The sequence below is a fragment of the Candidatus Thiodiazotropha sp. LNASS1 genome, from assembly GCF_964212655.1.
GTDB lineage: Bacteria > Pseudomonadota > Gammaproteobacteria > Chromatiales > Chromatiaceae > Thiodiazotropha.
In genome coordinates, this window is the sequence record NZ_OZ156465.1 from 3,618,994 (window position 1) to 3,633,918 (window position 14,925).

The 14,925-nt window shown below is 54.8% G+C and carries 15 protein-coding genes; 11 read left to right on the top strand and 4 right to left on the bottom strand.

From position 1 onward, the window contains the following. Position 1: 1 nt before the first annotated feature. Complete coding sequence (locus tag AB8516_RS16030) at positions 2 to 889, bottom strand: PP2C family serine/threonine-protein phosphatase (RefSeq protein WP_369162142.1); 888 nt, start codon at positions 887 to 889, stop codon at positions 2 to 4. Next, a complete protein-coding gene (locus AB8516_RS16035) occupies positions 886 to 1,812 on the bottom strand; it encodes a serine/threonine protein kinase (protein ID WP_369162144.1) in 927 nt (308 codons plus the stop codon). Before AB8516_RS16035 ends, AB8516_RS16030 begins: the two co-directional genes overlap by 4 nt. A 363-nt stretch (positions 1,813 to 2,175) precedes the next feature. Here AB8516_RS16035 and AB8516_RS16040 point away from each other — a divergent pair, with 363 nt between their 5' ends. The 7 genes from AB8516_RS16040 (at position 2,176) to lnt (ending at position 10,520) form a co-directional block, all read left to right on the top strand. Further along, positions 2,176 to 3,030, top strand: coding sequence for a YicC/YloC family endoribonuclease (locus AB8516_RS16040; RefSeq protein WP_369162146.1), 855 nt, complete (start codon positions 2,176 to 2,178; stop codon positions 3,028 to 3,030). A gap of 56 nt (positions 3,031 to 3,086) precedes the next feature. Beyond that, positions 3,087 to 3,704 (top strand): guanylate kinase, encoded by a 618-nt coding sequence (gene gmk, locus AB8516_RS16045; protein ID WP_369163310.1) that lies wholly within the window; start codon positions 3,087 to 3,089, stop codon positions 3,702 to 3,704. 322 nt (positions 3,705 to 4,026) lie between these two features. Then, the gene (locus AB8516_RS16050) at positions 4,027 to 5,871 is read left to right on the top strand and encodes a hypothetical protein (RefSeq protein WP_369162148.1); all 1,845 of its coding nucleotides are present in this window, start codon (positions 4,027 to 4,029) and stop codon (positions 5,869 to 5,871) included. Between the two features lie 244 nt (positions 5,872 to 6,115). Further along, positions 6,116 to 7,468 carry a tRNA (N6-isopentenyl adenosine(37)-C2)-methylthiotransferase MiaB gene (miaB, locus tag AB8516_RS16055; protein WP_369162150.1) on the top strand — a complete coding sequence of 451 codons (1,353 nt, stop codon included), beginning with the start codon at positions 6,116 to 6,118 and terminating at the stop codon, positions 7,466 to 7,468. Between the two features lie 9 nt (positions 7,469 to 7,477). Continuing rightward, entirely contained in the window at positions 7,478 to 8,452 is a 975-nt protein-coding gene (locus tag AB8516_RS16060; RefSeq protein ID WP_069121300.1) for a PhoH family protein, read from the top strand. After that, entirely contained in the window at positions 8,430 to 8,924 is a 495-nt protein-coding gene (ybeY, locus tag AB8516_RS16065; RefSeq protein WP_369162152.1) for an rRNA maturation RNase YbeY, read from the top strand. The genes AB8516_RS16060 and ybeY overlap by 23 nt, the downstream gene beginning before the upstream one ends. Positions 8,925 to 8,984: 60 nt before the next feature. Continuing rightward, on the top strand, positions 8,985 to 10,520 hold the full coding sequence (gene lnt, locus AB8516_RS16070; protein WP_369162154.1) for an apolipoprotein N-acyltransferase: 1,536 nt from the start codon (positions 8,985 to 8,987) through the stop codon (positions 10,518 to 10,520). Here the strand turns inward: lnt and AB8516_RS16075 are convergent. Then, on the bottom strand, positions 10,482 to 10,739 hold the full coding sequence (locus AB8516_RS16075) for a hypothetical protein (protein ID WP_369162156.1): 258 nt from the start codon (positions 10,737 to 10,739) through the stop codon (positions 10,482 to 10,484). The two genes, lnt and AB8516_RS16075, sit on opposite strands and share 39 nt — an antisense overlap. A gap of 79 nt (positions 10,740 to 10,818) precedes the next feature. Between AB8516_RS16075 and AB8516_RS16080 the strand changes: the two genes are divergently transcribed. The 4 genes from AB8516_RS16080 (at position 10,819) to AB8516_RS16095 (ending at position 14,614) form a co-directional block, all read left to right on the top strand. Further along, entirely contained in the window at positions 10,819 to 11,592 is a 774-nt protein-coding gene (locus AB8516_RS16080) for an SDR family oxidoreductase (protein ID WP_369162158.1), read from the top strand. Positions 11,593 to 11,799: 207 nt separating this feature from the next. After that, a complete protein-coding gene (locus AB8516_RS16085; RefSeq protein ID WP_369162160.1) occupies positions 11,800 to 12,300 on the top strand; it encodes a hypothetical protein in 501 nt (166 codons plus the stop codon). Beyond that, a complete protein-coding gene (mpl, locus tag AB8516_RS16090) occupies positions 12,300 to 13,673 on the top strand; it encodes a UDP-N-acetylmuramate:L-alanyl-gamma-D-glutamyl-meso-diaminopimelate ligase (protein ID WP_369162162.1) in 1,374 nt (457 codons plus the stop codon). The genes AB8516_RS16085 and mpl overlap by 1 nt, the downstream gene beginning before the upstream one ends. Before the next feature lie 320 nt (positions 13,674 to 13,993). Next, a complete protein-coding gene (locus AB8516_RS16095; protein WP_108290110.1) occupies positions 13,994 to 14,614 on the top strand; it encodes a flavin prenyltransferase UbiX in 621 nt (206 codons plus the stop codon). Here AB8516_RS16095 and AB8516_RS16100 read toward each other — a convergent pair. Continuing rightward, positions 14,601 to 14,909, bottom strand: coding sequence for a cytochrome c (locus tag AB8516_RS16100; RefSeq protein WP_369162165.1), 309 nt, complete (start codon positions 14,907 to 14,909; stop codon positions 14,601 to 14,603). The two genes, AB8516_RS16095 and AB8516_RS16100, sit on opposite strands and share 14 nt — an antisense overlap. Between the last annotated feature and the right edge of the window lie 16 nt (positions 14,910 to 14,925).

A 14,925-nucleotide genomic window follows, 5' to 3' on the forward strand; every position in this document is an offset into this window, starting at 1 on the left:
CCTATTCAATATCGATATCGTCGACAAACTTGCGCAGGTCTTTGATGGCTTTCGTCACATCGACCTGCTCTGCAGGGGTGCTGAGCAGATCCCTTTTCTTGCGTGAAATGGACATGCTGAAATCGGCGGGTGCCAGCTTGGCTTCCTTCTCCCGCCATTTCAATGCGACCACTGTGACGTTGTCGCTCTCGGGGTGGCTCGTGGCTGCGGCGTTGTTGGCCAGTTGGGCAATTTTTTTCACCAAAGACGCCTGATCCTTGTACAGGGTATCGACCATCGGGCGCTCTGCCAGCGGTCCCCAAAAGCCATCGCTGCAGAGCAATACCACGTCACCTTCCTTGAGTTCATGCGGTCCGCTGAGTTCCGCGACCGGACGGTTGTTGGTGCCGCCAAGGCAACGGGTTACATAGTTGCGGAATTTATGCGTGTGTACCTGTGCCGAAGAGATGAGCCCCTGTTGACGCAGATGTTCCACATAGGAGTGATCGTCGGTACGGAGATGGATCACCCCATCGCGCATAATATAGAGACGGCTGTCACCGATATGCGCCCAATAGGCGTTATCCTCCTGAACCAGGCACAGCACCCCCGTGGTGCGGGGTTCTATCGGCGGCTCCTGCTTGCTGCCGAATTCGAGGATTTCCCGATGACTCATCTCCATCAGTCCGGAGAGGAAAAAGCGTGGATTGGCAATGGGTTTGCGGCTGGTGAGGAATGCCTTGCGTGCATTGTCCATTAATATCTGCGCAGCCATCTCTCCCTTAGGGTGGCCACCCATGCCATCCGCCAGGGCCAGCAGGATGGAATCAGGCGCCTCCATGATCAGGTAACGGTCCTGATTCATGGTACGGTCTCCCAACAAGGTATATTGCGCCGTTTCGTATTTCACGAAATCGCCCTCTCCTCACCGATCAGGTTCGAAATGGCGCTTTCGCTATCGAGCTTGTCGACCTGCAGTGCCTGCAGCAGTTCGCCGGCATTCTGGGGCCGCTTCTCATACTCGATCTCCATTGCCCAGTCGATCGCCTCCAACATGCTTGCCGGATAGCGGCGACGGTAGATCCTGGCTGCGGGTTTCAATTTTTCCTTGGCATGGCGTTCGATGGCGGATGGCGGTGCTTTGCCGTCGAGGCAGGCGCGCATACTGGCGCCGATGGCATACACGTCGCTCCAGGGTCCGACATTGCCCGACTGGTAATATTGCTCGACCGGAGAGAAACCTGTCGTGACCACACGTCCTGTCCGACTCCCCTCATTCTGCACTTCATGCACTGCGCCAAAATCGAGTAGCAGCGGATTGCCGCCGGTACGAAGGTGGATATTGCTCGGCTTGATGTCCAGATGAAGCAGGTGGCGCGAGTGAATCAGGTTGAGGGCATCGAGTATCGGTGGGAATACGGTCATCAGGAAGCGCGTGCTGAGACTGCCGCTACGCTTTTTGATGTAGCTGGCAAGGTTCTTGCCGCGCTCATGATCCATCACCAGATAGCCGGTGTTGTTGGCAAGAAAGAAACCTCTTACCTGCACGATATTGGGATGACGCAGCGAGGCCAGGACCTTGGCTTCCTGATAGAAGAGTCGCAGGCTGCGATTGAAATTATCGGCCTGTTTGTCATCCAGGGGGATCACCTTGCCATTGCCCCCTCTCTTCGCAAGCTTTTTGGGCAAAAACTCCTTGATGATGACCTCATCCTGAGTATCTTCATCCTCGGCCAGATAGATCAGGCTGAAGCCACCGCTCGCGACCACCTTCATGATCACGTAGCAGTCGATTTCAGTACCTTCCGTCAGACTGTCTCGGAGCTTATCCATGCAGTCCCCGTTGAAAATGTTTAGCTGTCAAAGATAGGATGAGCATCACACTGATTATAAGGACATATTTCAGAAATACTTCGGTATATTGAGAATTTTGATCCAGAGACCGGTAAAAAAGTGATTTTCTTCAAAAAAACGGTTGATATGACGACACTGAGGATGTATTGCCACGCTGACTCGGCCACCCATACCCAAGCATAGCGGCTTGGATCACGGATTCTGTAATCGTGGCAATGTCAGCTGCCCCATTGTCAGGTATCATGCCATAGGCCATGAAATAACGTGAGCCATCGGGATGGTGATTGCATTCCCTCCCCAGACTAATCAGGAGACCTCAGGCAGGACTATATGATCAGCAGTATGACAGCCTTCGCACGGGAGGAGTATCGGGGTGACCTGGGTATCCTGAGCTGGGAAATCCGCTCAGTGAATCATCGCTATCTCGAGATGTTTTTACGCTTGCCCGAGGAGTTGAGGGTGCTTGAACCGATGATACGGGAGCACATCAATGCCAGGCTCGGGCGGGGCAAGCTTGATATCAGCCTGAAATTCAAACCGGGCGGGGTGGCGGAAGCGGGATTGAGTGTCAACCAGCGCATGGTCCATCAGCTCGTGAATGCGGAACGGCAAATAGCCGATATAACCGGTCTGAATGAGAGTCTTCGCAGTGGAGACCTGCTGCGCTGGCCTGGTGTGCTTGAAGAGAACGAACAGGATTTGACCCCGGTTAAACAGCAGGCAATGGCGTTGTTGGAGACCACCATCGACAGCCTGATCGATAATCGCCTGCGGGAAGGGGAACGCCTTGGTGAGATTATCCGGCAGCGCTGCCGTAGCCTGAAGTTGCAGGTTGAGCAAGTGCGCGACCTGATGCCGGAGGTGCTGGATGGTTTTCGAAACCGGATCAGTGAACGCCTTTCAGAGGTATTGGATGAGATGGATGAGACCCGCTTGGAGCAGGAGATGGTAATCCTGGCGCAACGCCTCGACGTGGATGAGGAAATGGATCGCCTTGAAACCCACCTCGATGAAGTGGAGCGGGTGTTGGCGGCGGATGAACCCATCGGGCGAAGACTCGACTTTCTGATGCAGGAACTCAACCGTGAGGCCAATACGCTGACATCCAAGTCAACCAGCGTCGACGTGACCCGCGCCGCGGTGGAGATGAAGGTGTTGATCGAACAGATGCGTGAGCAGATCCAGAATATTGAATAAACCCGACATTGAGATACCAATAAAGATCGGATGAAAACCATATGGGAACAGTATCGATGACGGCTCAGGGTACTCTGTATATCCTTTCCGCACCCTCTGGAGCGGGTAAGACTAGCCTGCTGAAGGCCTTATACCAAAAGGACAACAAAATAAGAATTTCCGTTTCTCATACTACGCGCCCGATGCGTCCAGGTGAGGAGGACGGAGTAGATTACTTTTTTATTGATCAGGAGAGCTTTCTGGTCAAGGTGAAACGGGGCGATTTCCTCGAGCATGCGGAGGTCTTTGGCAACTACTATGGCACGGATGAGGCCTCTGTCCGTAGTCAGCTTGAGGCCGGCGAGGATATCGTCCTGGAGATTGACTGGCAGGGGGCAGAGCAGGTGCGCCGGCGATTTCCCGATGCGGTCTCGATATTCATTCTTCCACCCAGCCCGGGGGTGCTCTACGAGCGATTGAGCAACCGTGGCCAGGATAGTCATGAGGTGATCCAAGGACGCATGCGCGAGGCAATTAGCGAGATGTCCCACTACGCCGAGTTTGACTACCTAATCTTCAACGACAATTTTGAACTTGCGCTGAGTGAGCTGTGGTCGATTGTGATCGCACATAGATTAAAACTTTCCCGTCAGGCAGCGGTACACGCAGAAACTATATCTCTATTGCTGCTGTAGTGTGGCTGTAACAGACACGCTGTCATGAAACTGTGAAGTACCCTGGACTGCGTGGCTGTTGCTGAGGTAAAGAAGGGTTGTTAAACCAAAAGTTTCTTGCACCTTAGTTATTTTTTATCTGAATAGGGGCGCTCATAATTTTGTCTTATGTATGGTAGGACCCTATCTCAAATTCAAGTTATCTACCCACATCTCAGGTAGTAGTCCACCTACCTAACTGTTTTTGATTCTCCACACAATACTTAAATTCGAGAGAGTTAAACTGTCTTGGCTCTGCAAATTGTGGGCTAAGGATATGCGAACTGATTATGGAGGATTAGCTATGATTGCACAAAAACATCTGGGTGCAGCATTTGCGGCACTCATTCTATATGCTGGCTTGTCGTTTGCTACAAGCATTACAGAGAGCGACTCCACTCAACCGCGAGGATCTGTACCCGGCGTCAATGCCAACGGCCAAGTGTTGGATCCGATTATAGATGGTTTCAGAAACCCAGCCCGTTTTCCAAGCGTCTTTCACGACGATTGGGCAGGCAGCATCATGGCGCATGCCACCAGAGACCCCTCATTCTTTGCTGCGCTCAACGTGGCCAACCGGGACTACATCAATCTGCTGGAACATGTTAGCCAGGGGGGCGATACTCCTCCATTGACCGACCTGGGCCTATCCACCGCCCTGGATCTCTTGGACAAGACTGAAGAGGAACAGGCCGTTGTGGGTGATTTCTGCCTTCGCTGCCACTCGCCTGTGGGTTGGTTGGAGGGTTTTTCCGAGCCGCCGAATGTCGCGGAGCCCCATCTGCGTGGCGACTTCTGGGGCGCGAGCCTGCAGGAGTTTTCACCGACCAGCGCCCAGGCCCCGGACCCGTTGCACAACAAGGATTCGGAAGGACATATGGATGGCATCACCTGCGATTTCTGTCATCGCGTGATCGACAACCAGAAAGATGCCGGCGGCATCAAGGCGGCAGGTAACGGTGGCATGTTCGTGACACCGTATGAGTTTTTTACTGTTAATCCGGAGTGGGAGGGTGGCATGCAGCCGGGTGGTCCGCGGGTCTTGGATCCCTTCCAGAGAGAGAGTGAACTCTGCGGTACCTGCCATGAGGTGACCAATCCCTTTCTGATGACCCTGACCGATCCCGACGGTGATGGTACACCGGTCAATGTTCCCCATCCCATCGAACGCACCTATACCGAGTGGTACAACAGTGCTTTTCCTGATAAGGCAGAGGGTCGTTGCCAGGATTGCCATCGTCCGATGCGTTTCCCCGGTGCCCAGACCTGGATGCTCACTCATCTCGAACGGCTATGGGGTCCCATCGATCAGACCTGGACCAATCTCGGATATAACGTCACTTCCTCGCGGCAGGCCGCGCTGGATGCCCGGGTGTTGGATAACCTCGATTTCGTCGATGGTGCCACTGCCAGGATCAGTGTGGTCAACCAACCTGAGAGTCTTCGCCCTGGAGATACGGGCAGCGTCAAGTTCAGAATCACCAACCTGACCGGGCATAAGCTACCCACCGGTTACGGTGAAGGGCGTCAGATGTGGCTGCATGTCAGGATCTGGACCAAGAGTGGCACTATCCTCGAAGATGGTGCGGTCGATCCGGTTAGCGGCGAGGTGCTGGTAGCCGATCACGATGATATCTTTGAGATGCACGCTCTGGCCGAAGGCTATGGAGATCTGCTTGACGAGGACAGCGACGGCCTGGTTACCGAGCACGAAAAGGAGTTCCACTTCGTCCTCCTGAACAAGGTTGTGAAAGACAACCGGATACCACCGGAGGGATACGACAAGGCGGCCTACATGGCGCAGGGCGCCTTCATTATACCGGCGGACGAGTACGCTGACGGTCAGAACTGGGCCGACAGGGAATACACCTTCACCGTGCCGGCCAATTCCAGGGGCAATATCAAGCTGGAGGCGAAGCTGATGTACAAGACCTTCAGTAATCACTATGTGGATTTTCTGGCTGAAAAGGATAGCGAACCGACTGTCAGTAATGGCGGTCACGCCCGGGATCTCCCTACCGCCGGTTCTATGACCTCCAATCCACAGCACTGGGGAGAGGCTTTGAAGGAGATCTATGAAGTCTCGGGTAATGGACCCGCTGTGCAGTTCGCGAGAAAAAAGACCGAGATTGAACTCATCCGCGAATAAATATCTCCCCAAGAGTAATTACTCTCTACGCCTTGGTTGACCAGGGCGTTTTTTTGTAATTTTAAAAAATATTTGAAGAGGAACAGTATTGGCGAGGGTATCCGATTGCTTTCCCATTGACCTGTGTTGGATGCCTGATTCCTATTGACTTCATGGTTTCGGTAGTGCTTTTCCCATGTTGACGTTGAGCTGAAGGTAGGCGAACAGCTAAAATGGGTGCTTGTCTCCCTGACACACGAACATAATGACCAGAAAACTCTATATTAAAACCTTTGGCTGCCAGATGAACGAATACGACTCTTCGCGTATGGCGGACGGGCTGCGTGTGGCCGAAGGGCTGGAATTGACAGAGGAGCCTGAGGCGGCTGACGTGTTGCTGCTCAACACCTGCTCGATTCGCGAAAAGGCGCAGGAGAAGGTCTTCTCCCAGCTCGGCCGTTGGCGCCCCTGGAAGGAGAAAAATCCGCAACTGATCATCGGAGTCGGCGGCTGTGTGGCGAGCCAGGAGGGGGAGGCGATCCGTGAGCGGGCGCCCTATGTGGATCTGGTATTCGGGCCCCAGACCCTGCACCGGCTGCCGCAGATGATCCGTCAGGCCCGTGCCCAACAGGCCCCGGTTGTGGACGTCTCCTTCCCCGAGATCGAGAAGTTCGACCGGCTTCCTGACCCCTGCGCCGAAGGGCCCACCGCCTATGTTTCGGTGATGGAGGGGTGTTCAAAATATTGCACCTATTGCGTGGTCCCCTTTACCCGCGGCGAAGAGATCAGCCGACCCTTCGACGACGTCATCGCCGAGGTGGCGGGACTGGCGGCCCAGGGAGTGCGCGAGATCAATCTGCTGGGGCAGAACGTCAATGCCTACCGGGGCGAAATGACCGACGGCGAGGAGGCCGACCTGGCTTTGTTGATCGAATACGTGGCGGCGGTGAAAGGGATTGAACGGATTCGTTTCACCACCTCTCACCCGGTGGAGTTTTCGGACTCGCTGATCGAAGTCTACGGCCAGGTGCCGGAGCTGGTCAGCTTTCTCCACCTGCCGGTGCAGTCGGGTTCCGATCGTGTGCTGGCGATGATGAAACGGGGCCACATGGCCATTGAATACAAGGCCAAGATACGCCGTTTGCGGGAGGTTCGGCCCGATATCACCATCTCATCCGATTTTATCGTCGGCTTCCCCGGCGAGACTGAGGAGGACTTCGAGGCAACCCTGCAACTGATCGAAGAGGTTGGCTTTGACCACTCCTACAGCTTCATCTTCAGTCGCCGCCCCGGTACCCCGGCAGCCGACCTGCAGGACGATGTACCGTTGGCGGTCAAACAGCAGCGGCTGGAGCGTTTGCAGCAGTTGGTCAATAGCCAGGCTCAAGGTATCAGTCGCCGGATGGTCGGTACTGTACAGCGCATACTGGTGGAACGGCCGGCGAAGAAGAACCCGGCTCAACTGGCAGGACGCACCGAGAACAACCGGGTGGTGAATTTCGATGGCCCCATTGAATTGATCGGTCAATTTGTCGAGGTGCGGATTACCGAAGCGCTACCGAATTCCTTAAGGGGCGAGTGGTTGCAACCCGCGAACGATAGAGCGGCAAACGCCTAGGACTCACGCTTGGCTGAACATCCCGAATCCCTGGATCTGCTCCTCGAACCCGCCGACAACGAAAGGCTGGCCAATCTGTGCGGTCAGCTTGATGAGCATCTGCGCCATATAGAGGGCCGCCTTGGCATCGAGATCAACAATCGTGGAAATCGCTTCCGCCTGATCGGGGAGCGCCCCTCGATTCAGGCGGGCGAACGGGTGATATTGGATCTCTACCGCGCCACGACGAGCGAAATACTCGATTCGCAACGGGTCCACCTCTATCTGCAGGAGGCGGGTGTGGATGAGCTGTTGGAGCAGAAGTCGACGAACGATCTGCCTGAGACTGTGATCAAGACAAGGCGCGGATTGGTTCGGCCGCGCGGGGCGAATCAGAAAGAGTACCTGCACAAGGTATTGACCCATGATATCAATTTCGGCGTCGGACCGGCGGGTACCGGCAAGACCTATCTCGCCGTCGCCAGTGCGGTGGACGCGCTGGAACGTGATCAGGTTAGACGCATCCTGTTGGTCAGGCCCGCCGTGGAGGCGGGAGAGCGGCTCGGCTTCCTGCCCGGTGATCTGGCGCAGAAGATAGATCCCTATCTGAGACCCCTCTACGACGCCCTCTACGAGATGCTCGGTTTCGAAAAAGTGGCGAAGCTGGTGGAACGCAATGTCATAGAGATCGCCCCCCTGGCCTATATGCGAGGCCGTACCTTGAATGAGTCGTTCGTTATTCTGGACGAGGCGCAGAACACCACGCCGGAACAGATGAAGATGTTTCTTACCCGTATCGGTTTTGGTTCAACCGCGGTGATCACGGGTGATGTGACACAGATCGATCTGCCCCGTGGTCAACAGTCCGGGTTGCGCCAGGTCACGGAAGTGCTGGCCCATGTGGAGGGGATCAGTTTTACCTTCTTCAATGCCAGGGACGTTGTGAGGCATCCGGTGGTTCAACGGGTTGTACGCGCTTACGATGAGTTTGACCGCAAGGGTTGATTCGATGGACAAGCTGATGGTGGAGATACAACAGGTCGCGGTGGCATCCGGTGACCTGCCCACGGAGGATGAGTTCAGGCGGTGGGTGGAGGCGGCGTTGCCACAGGATCACGATCCCATGGAAATGGTGATTCGCCTGGTGGATGAAGAGGAGAGCCGCCGACTCAACCGTGATTTCAGGGGTCAGGATAAATCCACCAATGTACTCTCTTTTCCGTTTGAGGCCCCCGTCGAAGTACCCCTGCCGCTGCTGGGAGATCTGGTGATCTGTGTTCAGGTCGTGGCGCGGGAAGCGGTTGAACAGGGAAAGGATCCACACGCTCACTGGGCCCACATGGTGGTTCACGGGGTACTGCATCTGCTGGGGTATGACCACCAGAACGCTGCTGAAGCTGAGCGGATGGAGCAACTGGAGCGTGACATCCTGCACAGCTTGCACTTCACTGATCCCTACAAAGATGAGGTGCGATGAACCGTGAATCTTGACTTTGCCACGCCTGTTCCCAAACCGGCATAACATACGGATCTGATCTTGCCGATAAGCTTAAAGCAAACCCTACCGGTTTTCCTGCGTTATCCGAATCTTCTGGCCCTGGCGGCAGGTGGTATCACGACGCTGGCATACGCGCCGTTCAATGTCTGGATTATGGCGCTGGCCGGGCCCGCCGTGCTTTTCGTGTTGTGGCTGGAGCGACCTCATCTCTGTGTCAAGACAGGCTTTGTGTATGGACTGGGTCTGATGGGCAGTGGTGTATCATGGCTGCATGTCAGTATCGCCCAGTTTGGGGATCTCGGCTGGCTTTTCCCCCTTGTTGTGACCCTTGTATTCATTGTCCTGATGGCGCTCTATTATGCCTGCCTGGGTTGGTTGGCGGGGCGCTTCCGGACTACCCGGAGTCAATCGCTGATACTGCTCTATCCCGCTCTGTGGGTGTTGCTGGAGTGGCTGCGGGGTTGGTTTCTGACCGGCTTTCCCTGGTTGCAGATAGGCTATTCGCAAATCGATTCCCCACTGGCGGGATATGGACCGCTGCTGGGTGTGTTGGGGATCAGCTGGATGGTGCTTGTTACAACGGGCCTGTTGCTCTCCCTGACAACCCCCACGCGCTATCGGCTCGGTTATCTGAGCGCGGCGGTGTTGATCTGGGTGGCGGGCTGGATGGGGACAAGGATCGACTGGAGTCAGCCGATAGGAGCGCCGATCAGGGTTGCCCTGATTCAGGGGAATATACCGCAAGCGGAAAAATGGCTGCCTGAACAGTTGCTGCCCAGCTTGGTGTTGTACGCCAACAAGACCAAGGAGAACTTTGATCGTGATCTTATCGTCTGGCCCGAGACGGCGGTCTCGGCGTTTCAGTTCCAGGTGGATGACGCCTTTATCCGCCCCCTTGAAAACACGGTTAAAAAACACCAGACGCACCTGGTATTCGGAGTCGTGCAGATGGATCAGGAGCGGAAGCATTATTTCAATGCCATGGTGGCCCTGGGTAATGAGGAGCGCGATCACTACTATAAAAGCCATCTGGTGCCCTTCACCGAGTATCTGCCGTTGAAGGGCATACTCTGGCCGCTGATCGATCTGTTCACCATTCCGATGTCGGATTTCAGCACAAGGGAGGAAGCCAAGCCGATAATGCGGGTCGGTGATTATCTCGCGGGACTTTCGATCTGTTATGAAGACGCCTTCGGCAGCGAGATGATCGAGGCCCTGCCGGAAGCGGCATTTCTGATCAATGCCAGCAATGATGCCTGGTTCGGCAAGTCACTGGCGCCCTATCAGCATCTGCAGATCGCGAGGATGCGGGCGTTGGAGACCGGACGCTATCTGCTGCGTTCCACCAATACAGGAATCTCAGCCATTATCGGACCAGGCGGTGACATCCTGGCGGCGTCACCGCTGTTGGAGGTCGATGTATTAAAGGGGGAGATTCTGCCCCTGGAGGGTGTCACACCCTATGCAAAATACGGTAATCTTTCCGTACTTGCTCTGATGCTGCTCGCGATTATCGCAGGATTTCCCTGCCGATATTCAATACTCGGGGATCGCTGCGGCAGGTCTCGGGAGTGAAAGCGCGTCCAACTCATCAAGCCGCTGTTGATATTCCAGCTCCTCATAACGTAACAATTCATGCAGTTGATGGATCACCATCTCTTCCGCGCTCCAGTCAGAAGAGGCTACTGGATGTGTCGACGTGGATGTATCGCAGCCGATCAGGCAAAACAGTAGAATAAGATGTACTCCGACAGTATGGTGGATTATCGTTGGAAGGTTGTTTCGATTGTGCATGGTTGTGTTTAAGGATGGTTTCAGGGCTAAGTATAGGCCCTGACACAGCCCGTTTTTTTAGATAATTTACATTAAAAATATGATGAAGAAATGTATCTTGATAACCGGCGCATCCTCCGGATTTGGTGAGGCTTGTGCACGTCGATTCGCCGCCGCCGGTAGTGACCTGGTGTTATGTGCCAGGCGCCTGCAGCGGTTGGAGACATTGGTATCGTCACTCCCATCGTCATGTCGTGTCCATGTACAGCAGTTGGATGTGACTGATCGAAAAGGCGTAGAGGCATTCGTCGATCAACTCCCGGATGATTTCAGGGAAATCGATGTTTTGGTGAACAATGCCGGACTCGCTCTGGGTCTGGAACCGGCCCATGAATCCAATCTCGATGATTGGGAGACCATGGTCGACACCAATATCAAAGGCTTGATGGGTATGACCCGCCAGATTCTGCCGGGAATGGTGGCGAGGAGACGTGGTCATATTGTGAATATCGGTTCGGTGGCGGGCAGCTGGCCCTATCCGGGCGGCAATGCCTACGGTGCCAGCAAGGCCTTCGTTCAGCAGTTCTCACGGGGTTTGCGTGCCGATCTGCTGGGTACCCCCGTGCGTGTCAGCAACATCGAACCCGGTTTGGCGGAAACTGAATTCTCCCTGGTGCGTATGAAGGGTGATGCGCAGAAGGCCGGGGATGTCTATACCGAAACCCATCCTCTTTGTGCCGAGGACATCGCCGAGATCGTCTATTGGGTGACTTCGCTTCCGCCTCACGTGAACGTAAATGCCTTGGAGGTGATGCCGGTGTGTCAGGCATGGAATCCGCTGGCGGTCGACCGCACACTCGGTAACGAGGTTTGAATATAAAAACACACAAACTGTGCGCAATGGGAATAGGATGGTAGCCATGCTCATTGTCATGCCATTCGCGATAGTTTGCATTGATTGGCGTCCATTTGCGACCTGTTCCTCGTCAGGTTGTCACCCCCTTGATGAGGGAGAGAGCCTCGAGAAAAAGAGTGGTGAGTCTGACCGCCAATTGATCAGTGAAGCGAGGTTGCAAGCTTGATGGCCCTGTTGAAAAGTGCGGTCGATCTCTGCCTGTTACGCAGTGCACCCCAGGATTTACCTGCCTCGATCCATCTACTCTGGTTATTGATACTATTGAACCTGCTGGTCGGTACGGCGATGGTTTTGGATGGGCGGTTGGGACTGTTTCGCGCCGTTTTGGAGAACCTGTTCGGTCTGGCGCTGATGCTGGGTGTACTCACCGCGGCCCTGAGCATGAGAAGCCGGTTGCCGCGTTTCATTCAGACAGCCAGCGCGACGCTGCTCAGCGGTCTGCTGTTGAGCCTTCTCGCGCTACCCTTGGTAGCATGGAGGCATCGCAGTGAATCGAGCGAGTCGGAACTTTTGTTGCTGGTACTGTTCGTCTGGAGCATCGTGGTACTTGGCCACATTCTTCGTCATGCATTCGAGATCAGCCTGAACCTGGGTATTGGCTTTGCACTGCTCTATACCCTCATGGCCTGGAGTATCATGAGTCATCTGTTTCCGGTTGCTGTCTGATGCACATACATATCCTCGGAATCTGCGGTACTTTCATGGGTGGAATCGCACTGCTGGCGCGAGCCCTGGGTCATCGGGTCAGCGGTTCGGATGCCAATGTCTATCCTCCCATGAGTACACAACTTGAAGGGGCGGGGATAGATCTGATGGAGGGATTCGAGGCGGATCACCTGCAACCTGCGCCCGACATGGTCGTGGTGGGGAATGCCATGTCCCGCGGCAATCCAGCGGTGGAGGCGATGCTGAATCGGGGATTGCCCTATACCTCCGGACCACAGTGGCTGGCGGAGCATGTTTTACAGGGGCGTTGGGTGTTGGCGGTGGCGGGAACCCACGGCAAGACCAGTACCGCCAGTCTGCTTGCCTGGATCCTCGAGCAGGCTGGCCTGCAACCGGGATTTCTGATCGGCGGTGTTCCGGAGAACTTCGGTCTATCCGCACGCTTGGGTGACTCTCCGTTCTTCGTGGTCGAGGCGGACGAGTACGATACCGCTTTTTTCGACAAGCGGTCCAAATTCGTCCACTATCGGCCACGCACATTGATCATGAATAACCTTGAATTCGATCATGCCGATATATTCGATGATCTGGCGATGATACAGCGCCAGTTTCACCATCTGGTCAGGACCGTTCCCGCCGAAGGATTGATCATCAGTCCGTTGAACGATGGTAATATCAGTGACGTATTGGATATGGGGGTGTGGACGCCCCTGGAGTTTTTCGATCCAGAGATCGAAGCGGGATGGCATGCCGAACATACCACCGCCGATGGTCACAGTTTCGATGTTGTCTGCGAGGGTGAGATGCAGGGACGGATCAGTTGGGAACTGATCGGGAATCACAATGTCGCCAACGCCCTGGCGGCGCTTGCCGCTGCCCGCCATGCCGGGGTGCGGCCAGGGGCCGCCATCGAGGCCTTCAGCGGCTATAAGAACGTCAAACGACGCATGGAATTGTGTGGAGAGGTGAACGGGGTGCGTGTGTATGACGATTTCGCCCATCATCCAACAGCCATAGAGACCACCCTCGATGGTTTACGCAAACAGGTTGGCGATGCACGAATCATCGCCCTATTGGAACCCAGATCGAATACCATGAAGCGGGGTGTGCATGCCGACCGCCTGGCAGATGCGCTGCGGGCCGCCGATCAGGTGATGATGTTCATGCCGGACGATCTGCAGTGGGATGCCGCTGCCGCACTGGCTTCCCTGGGGGATAGGGCCGAACTCTTTAGCGATACCGCATCAATGGTCTCCCTGGCTGTGGAAACGGCTCGACCGGGAGACCATATACTGGTGATGAGCAACGGCGGCTTTGAGGCGATACATCAGCGTCTGCTGGATGCCCTGAAAAACAGTCATTACATACAATAACGCTTGCGTCACGAGTAGCTTGATTGACTCAACACCAAACCTGTCGAAACAGGACCATTTATTTACCGCAAATGAACGCCAATCCCCGCAAATTTTCACAAAGGGTATGACAATGTACATAGCTGCCGGACAATCAATTACCCAATCAGCCATAGAGGGAGATAGCCTATGTAGGGTTTCAGATCGTTCGATACCCGGTTTGCAAATCGCTAGCCGACACTACCCTCAAAGAGAACATTTGCGTTTATTTGCGGTGATTGGCGTTCATGTGCGGCTAACTTTTTCGCAACTTGTTATCCACTGATCAGGGGAATAACCGTATGGAAAAGAGCCAAGCCCCCATCGCTGTGGCGATCACCGGCGCATCCGGCAGCGCCTATGCTTTGCGTCTTCTCGAATCGCTGATCGCGGCAGACAGGGATATTTATCTGATGATCAGCCAGGCCGGTCAGATCGTGTTGAAAATGGAGAGCGATCTGGAACTGCCCGGGCAGCCTGCAGAGATGGAAAAACTGTTGATAGAGAGATTTAATGCAAGAGCGGATCAATTACGGGTATTCGGTAGACAACAATGGATGGCACCCGTGGCGAGCGGATCCAATCCGCCCGGCGCCATGGTGGTCTGTCCCTGTACCACCGGTACCTTGTCGGCCATTGCTTGTGGTGCGAGTAACGATCTCATCGAACGTGCGGCTGATGTAGTGCTGAAGGAGCGCCGTAAGCTTATTCTGGTCGTGCGGGAGACGCCTTTCTCAGAGATTCACCTGGAGAATATGCTGAAGCTGAGTCGCATGGGGGCCGTGATCATGCCGGCCAACCCCGGCTTCTATCACAACCCTGCATCACTTCAGGAGATCATCGACTTCATGGTCGGCCGGATTCTCGATCAACTGGATATTGACCATCGTTTGATGCCCAGGTGGGGTGCTACAACGTCTTGATATAGGCGGCAACAAGCCCGGCATGCTGAGCATCGATATTCGGAAATGCCGGCATGATGTGGCCGCCATTGCGGATCTTGTCGATGATCTCTTCCGTGTTGCTGTCGGTGCCGGTCAGTTTCAACAAAAAGCCAAATTTTCCGCTGCCGTTTACACCATGGCAATTGGAGCAAGCATTGGCATAGATATCCATGCCGTCCATATCTGCAACAGGTTTGAAATCGTTATTGTCACTACAGCCGGTGAGAAGGGATCCAGCCAGGCATATGCCTGCAAGACAGGTCGTTTTCTTCATCTTGTTACCTCATTAT

Coding starts and splice junctions, on each gene's coding strand:
- AB8516_RS16035 (WP_369162144.1), bottom strand. CDS start 1,812: ATGGATAAGCTCCGAGACAGTCTGACGGAAGGTACTGAAATCGACTGC.
- AB8516_RS16040 (WP_369162146.1), top strand. CDS start 2,176: ATGACAGCCTTCGCACGGGAGGAGTATCGGGGTGACCTGGGTATCCTG.
- gmk (WP_369163310.1), top strand. CDS start 3,087: ATGACGGCTCAGGGTACTCTGTATATCCTTTCCGCACCCTCTGGAGCG.
- AB8516_RS16050 (WP_369162148.1), top strand. CDS start 4,027: ATGATTGCACAAAAACATCTGGGTGCAGCATTTGCGGCACTCATTCTA.
- miaB (WP_369162150.1), top strand. CDS start 6,116: ATGACCAGAAAACTCTATATTAAAACCTTTGGCTGCCAGATGAACGAA.
- ybeY (WP_369162152.1), top strand. CDS start 8,430: ATGAGTTTGACCGCAAGGGTTGATTCGATGGACAAGCTGATGGTGGAG.
- AB8516_RS16075 (WP_369162156.1), bottom strand. CDS start 10,739: ATGCACAATCGAAACAACCTTCCAACGATAATCCACCATACTGTCGGA.
- AB8516_RS16080 (WP_369162158.1), top strand. CDS start 10,819: ATGATGAAGAAATGTATCTTGATAACCGGCGCATCCTCCGGATTTGGT.
- AB8516_RS16085 (WP_369162160.1), top strand. CDS start 11,800: ATGGCCCTGTTGAAAAGTGCGGTCGATCTCTGCCTGTTACGCAGTGCA.
- mpl (WP_369162162.1), top strand. CDS start 12,300: ATGCACATACATATCCTCGGAATCTGCGGTACTTTCATGGGTGGAATC.
- AB8516_RS16095 (WP_108290110.1), top strand. CDS start 13,994: ATGGAAAAGAGCCAAGCCCCCATCGCTGTGGCGATCACCGGCGCATCC.
- AB8516_RS16100 (WP_369162165.1), bottom strand. CDS start 14,909: ATGAAGAAAACGACCTGTCTTGCAGGCATATGCCTGGCTGGATCCCTT.